General features: G+C 64.3%; 5 protein-coding genes and 1 pseudogene. All 6 read left to right on the top strand.

Translation table 11 applies throughout. From position 1 onward, the window contains the following. A pseudogene (locus tag EOA36_RS38515) lies at nucleotides 1-167 on the top strand (ABC transporter permease); the annotation flags it as partial. 2 nt (nucleotides 168-169) lie between these two features. Further along, nucleotides 170-952 (top strand): ATP-binding cassette domain-containing protein, encoded by a 783-nt coding sequence (locus EOA36_RS28310; protein ID WP_127280339.1) that lies wholly within the window; start codon nucleotides 170-172, stop codon nucleotides 950-952. Between the two features lie 10 nt (nucleotides 953-962). Beyond that, a complete protein-coding gene (locus EOA36_RS28315) occupies nucleotides 963-2,144 on the top strand; it encodes an aldose 1-epimerase family protein (RefSeq protein ID WP_127280340.1) in 1,182 nt (393 codons plus the stop codon). An 85-nt stretch (nucleotides 2,145-2,229) separates the two neighbouring features. Next, the gene (locus EOA36_RS28320; RefSeq protein ID WP_127280343.1) at nucleotides 2,230-3,312 is read left to right on the top strand and encodes a fatty acid desaturase family protein; all 1,083 of its coding nucleotides are present in this window, start codon (nucleotides 2,230-2,232) and stop codon (nucleotides 3,310-3,312) included. 28 nt (nucleotides 3,313-3,340) lie between these two features. Continuing rightward, a complete protein-coding gene (locus tag EOA36_RS28325; protein ID WP_127280341.1) occupies nucleotides 3,341-3,655 on the top strand; it encodes a MocE family 2Fe-2S type ferredoxin in 315 nt (104 codons plus the stop codon). A 34-nt stretch (nucleotides 3,656-3,689) separates the two neighbouring features. Beyond that, complete coding sequence (locus tag EOA36_RS28330) at nucleotides 3,690-4,490, top strand: 3-methyl-2-oxobutanoate hydroxymethyltransferase (protein ID WP_127280342.1); 801 nt, start codon at nucleotides 3,690-3,692, stop codon at nucleotides 4,488-4,490. Nucleotides 4,491-4,592: the final 102 nt, after the last annotated feature.

A 4,592-nucleotide genomic window follows, 5' to 3' on the forward strand; every position in this document is an offset into this window, starting at 1 on the left:
GTACGATCCTCGGCACCATCGTCGGCGCGCTGATGCTGCGCGCCATCCGAAACGGCATCGTGCTGATCGGCGTGCCGGGGCTCGCCTACAACATCTTTGTCGGCCTGATCATCCTCGCCATGCTCATCCTGCACGCTTTGCTGCAGAAGAACGCCGCAAGGGGCTGACGATGACGCAAGAAGTACTTCGGCTGCAGAACCTGCAAAAGTCCTTCGGCAGCGTGCGGGCGCTGAAGAACGCCTCGCTGACACTGCGGGAAGGCGAGGTGGTGGCGCTGCTCGGCGACAATGGCGCCGGCAAATCGACGCTGATCAAGGCGATCTCGGGTGTGTTTCCGGTCGATCGCGGCGACATCTATGTGCGCGGCGAGAAGGTCTCGATCCGTTCGACCAGGGATGCGATGGACCTCGGCATCGAGACCATCCACCAGGACACGTCGCTGGCGCCGGACCTCAGCATCGCGCGCAATCTTTTCCTCGGCCGGGAGCCGGTCAATTTCGGTTGGCTCGGCGTGTTCGCGCCGCTCGACCTCGCCAAGCTGCGCAAGGCCGCCTCCGAACTGCTCAAGCGCGTCGGCATCTCGAAAAAGCTCGACGCCGACGCGCTGGTCAGCACACTTTCTGGCGGCGAACGTCAGTCGATCGCGATCTCGCGCGCCATGCAGTTTGCCGCCAAGGTCATCATCCTCGACGAGCCGACCAACAATCTCGGCGTCGAGGAGACCCATGGCGTGCTGCGTTTCGTCAAGGAGGTGCGCGACGCCGGCCATTCGGTGCTGCTGATCACCCACAACATCCACCATGTCTTCCAGGTCGCCGACCGCATCGTCGTGATGCGGCGCGGTGAGATCGTCGCCGAACAGACGGTCGCCGACACCGACCTCTTGACCGTGGAAAGCATCATCACCGGCGCCGACATGTCGGCCTTGCTCAAGGAGGCGAGGGCAAAGTGAAGGGCGTCGCATGGTAGAGCTATACGGCAAGACGCTGTCACGCCGGCAAGTGGCCGAGCGATCCGGCATGCTGTCGCAATTCGCCGGCGTGCGGCTGATGACGCTCGGCGACGGCGTGGAGCGCGGCATCCGTATGCTCGAATTCCGCACCGGCTCGGGCCTGCGCTTCACCGCGCTGGTCGACCGGGCGCTCGACATCGCCGATTGCGACTTCAAGGGCCAGGCGATCGGCTGGCATTCACCGAGCGGCTTTCGCCATCCGGGCCTGCACGAGTATGAAGGGGAAGGGGGGCTGGCCTGGGCGCGCTCGTTCTCCGGCCTGCTCGTCACCTGCGGCCTCGACCATGTTCTGGGCCGTGAGACCGTACCCGCCGACAGCTACAACTACCCCGGCAGGAAGACGGTGCTCCATTCGCTGCATGGCCGTGTCGGCACCATCCCGGCGCGGCTGACCGGCTATGGCGAGCGTTGGGACGGCGACCGTTGCGTGCTGTGGGCCGAAGGCATCGTCCAGCAATCGGCGGTATTCGGCGAGGACCTCCATCTCATCCGCCGCATCGAGGCCGATGTCGGCGGCAACGAGATCCGGCTTTCCGACCATGTCGTCAATCACGGCTTCAACCGCACGCCGCATATGTATTTCTATCATGTCAATATCAGCCATCCCTTGCTGGATGAGGGCTCGCGTTATCTGGCGCCGATCCGCGACGTCGTCTGGGCCGGCCATGCCGGCGAGCGCTACGCGGCGCAGAAGGTCGGCTATCGCACGGCGCCTGCGCCGCAACCGGGCTTCAGCGAACAGGTCTGGCAGCATGAGATGGCTGCCGATGCCAATGGCGAGGTGCCGGTGGCCGTCGTCAACGACCGCATCGGGCTCGGTCTCGAACTGGTGACGCGCAAGGACCAGTTGCCGTGTGCCTACCAGTGGCAGAATTTCCAGGCCGGGCAGTACGCGCTGGGGATGGAGCCTTCGACCCACCATGTGCTGGGCGATCTCGCCGCCCGCGAGCGCGGCGAGATGATCTGGCTGGAGCATGGCGAAAGCCGGGCCTACGACGCGGTGTTCCGGGTTCTCGACGGCGCCGGTGAGATCGCGGCGGCCGAAGCCAGGATCGCGGCTATCGCCCGACAGCCCGAGCAGGATTATCCTGAGCCTTCCGGAAACTTTCCAAGACTGGCCGGCAGGCCATGAGCGCGACATTCATCCAAAGCAAGCCCTCCGGCCGGCGGACCGGATTGCCAGCGGTGCGCGACGATTGGAGGTCAGTGTGACGACGATGGCAAAGAAGCGCGACTACAGCCTGGTCGGCGAAAGCACCCGGGCCGCGATCGAGACCGGGCTCGCCTCGGCCGAGTGGTACCACACCGACGTGCCGCGCAAGGCGATGAAGGAGCTTATGCAACGTTCCGACGGCCCGGCGATCCGCGACACCATCATCTGGCTCGCTGTCATCGTGGGCTCGGCCGCCGGCATCGTCTGGTTCTGGGGTTCGTGGTGGACGGTGCCGTTCCTGTTCGTCTACGGCGTGCTCTACGGCTCGTCGAGCGACTCGCGCTGGCACGAGTGCGGCCACGGCACGGCGTTCCGCACGCGCTGGATGAACGATGTCGTTTATCACATCGCCTCGTTCATGCTGATGCGCAATCCCGTGCAATGGCGCTGGAGCCATGCCCGCCACCACACCGACACCATCATCGTCGGCCGCGACGCCGAGATCGCGGTCATGCGTCCGCCGGATCTGTTGAAGGCGGCGCTCGCCTTCACCGGCATTCTCGATTTCCGCTATTCGCTGCCGACGCTGGTGCGCCAGGCGTTCGGCACCCTGTCCGACGAAGAGAAGAGCTATATCCCCGAGATGGAACAGCACAAGGCGGTGGTCGCGGCCCGCTGGCACGTGGCCATCTATGTCGCGACGATCGCTGTCGCGATCACGCTGCGTTCGTGGATACCGCTCGTGCTGATCGGGCTGCCGCGCCTTTACGGCACCTGGCACATGGTGACGACCGGTCTGCTGCAGCATATCGGCCTGGCCGACAACGTCATCGACCACCGGCTCAACACGCGCACCGTCTACATGAACCCGATCAGCCGGTTCATTTACTGGAACATGAACTACCATGTGGAGCACCACATGTTCCCGATGGTGCCCTATCACGCGCTGCCCAGGCTGCACGAACTGATCAAGCATGATCTGCCCCAGCCGAACCCGTCGATGTGGCATGCCTACCGCGAGGTTTGGCCGGTGCTGCTCCGGCAGCTGAAATACGAGGACTATTACCTCAAGCGCGAACTGCCGCCGACGGCCAGGCCCTATCGCGGCGAGTTCCACGAGGTCGATATGTCGGCGGCGGCCGAATAGCGATCGATAATGTCCGCAGGAGATTGAGATGGCCGAGTGGCTGGAAGCGTGCGCCGTGGACGATGTCGAGGAAGAGGATGTCATCCGCTTCGACCATGGTGGGCGGAGCTTCGCGATCTATCGCTCGCCGGATGACGAGTTCTTCGCCACCGATGGTTTTTGCACGCATGAAAAGGCGCATCTGGCCGACGGGCTTGTCATGGACGACATCATCGAATGTCCCAAGCACAATGGCCGCTTCAACTACAAGACCGGCCAGGCCAAGGGCGCGCCGGTCTGCGTCAACCTCAAGACCTATCCAGTCCGAATCGAAGCTGGCAAGGTGATGATCGAGATCGGCTGACGAGCCGCCATCCAGAAACAGGGACAAGAGTTCAATGAGCCGAAAGAGACCGACCGTCGCCGATCTGCGCGCCATGAAGGGCAGGCGGCAGCTGACCATGCTGCGCGTGCTGACACTGGATGAAGCGGAAGCCGCCGAGCGGGCAGGGGTCGACATCGTCTCGGTGCCGCCCGAACTGGTGCTCAATCCGCAATACCGCGATGCGGCGCCCAGCCTGTTCACCATGCCGGGCGACAATTTCTACGAGATCGGCACATCGGACGATTTCCTGCGCTGGGCTTTTCGGCTCTACAAGGCCGGCGCCGACGCGGTCTATTGCAGCGCCGGCTATGCCACCATCAAGCGGATGGCGGACGATGCCATTCCCGTCATCGGCCATGTCGGCCTCATTCCATCGCGCGCGACCTGGACAGGCGGCTTCAAGGCTGTCGGCAAGTCCGCCGACACGGCCATGCAGGTGTTCGAGGCGGTGAAGCAACTGGAGGCAGTGGGCGCCATCGGCGCCGAAATAGAAGTTGTGCCGGTCGAAGTGGCGAAGGCGATCTCGGAGCGGACGTCGCTGATCATGCTGTCGATGGGCGCGGGCACCGGCTGCGACGCGCAATATCTATTCGCCGACGACATCCTTGGCCAGAACAGAGGCCACATGCCGCGCCACTCCAAGGTCTATCGCAACTTCGCCTCCGAGTATGACCGGCTGCAGGCCGAGCGGGTGGCGGCGTTCTCCGAATATGTCGCCGACGTCAACAGCGGCGCCTATCCCGAGGACAGGCACATCGTGCACATGGACCCGACCGAGCTACGCCTGTTTCTCGACAAGGTCGGCCGGAGCTAGGGCCGGCCGCCACGCATTGCCGGCCAGCGCGGCGTGGAGTGCCTCCGCATCGACGCCGAGCGGCCGGTCCTCCTTCAGGGAAGGGACCAGCGCGCGTATCGC

Origin of the sequence: Mesorhizobium sp. M8A.F.Ca.ET.021.01.1.1 (assembly GCF_003998025.1) — a bacterium.
Taxonomy (GTDB): Bacteria; Pseudomonadota; Alphaproteobacteria; order Rhizobiales; family Rhizobiaceae; genus Mesorhizobium.

Bases quoted from the DNA above. Each gene is read 5' to 3' on its own strand.
- EOA36_RS28330 (WP_127280342.1), top strand. From the start codon at position 3,690: ATGAGCCGAAAGAGACCGACCGTCGCCGATCTGCGCGCCATGAAGGGC.
- EOA36_RS28310 (WP_127280339.1), top strand. From the start codon at position 170: ATGACGCAAGAAGTACTTCGGCTGCAGAACCTGCAAAAGTCCTTCGGC.
- EOA36_RS28325 (WP_127280341.1), top strand. From the start codon at position 3,341: ATGGCCGAGTGGCTGGAAGCGTGCGCCGTGGACGATGTCGAGGAAGAG.
- EOA36_RS28320 (WP_127280343.1), top strand. From the start codon at position 2,230: ATGGCAAAGAAGCGCGACTACAGCCTGGTCGGCGAAAGCACCCGGGCC.
- EOA36_RS28315 (WP_127280340.1), top strand. From the start codon at position 963: ATGGTAGAGCTATACGGCAAGACGCTGTCACGCCGGCAAGTGGCCGAG.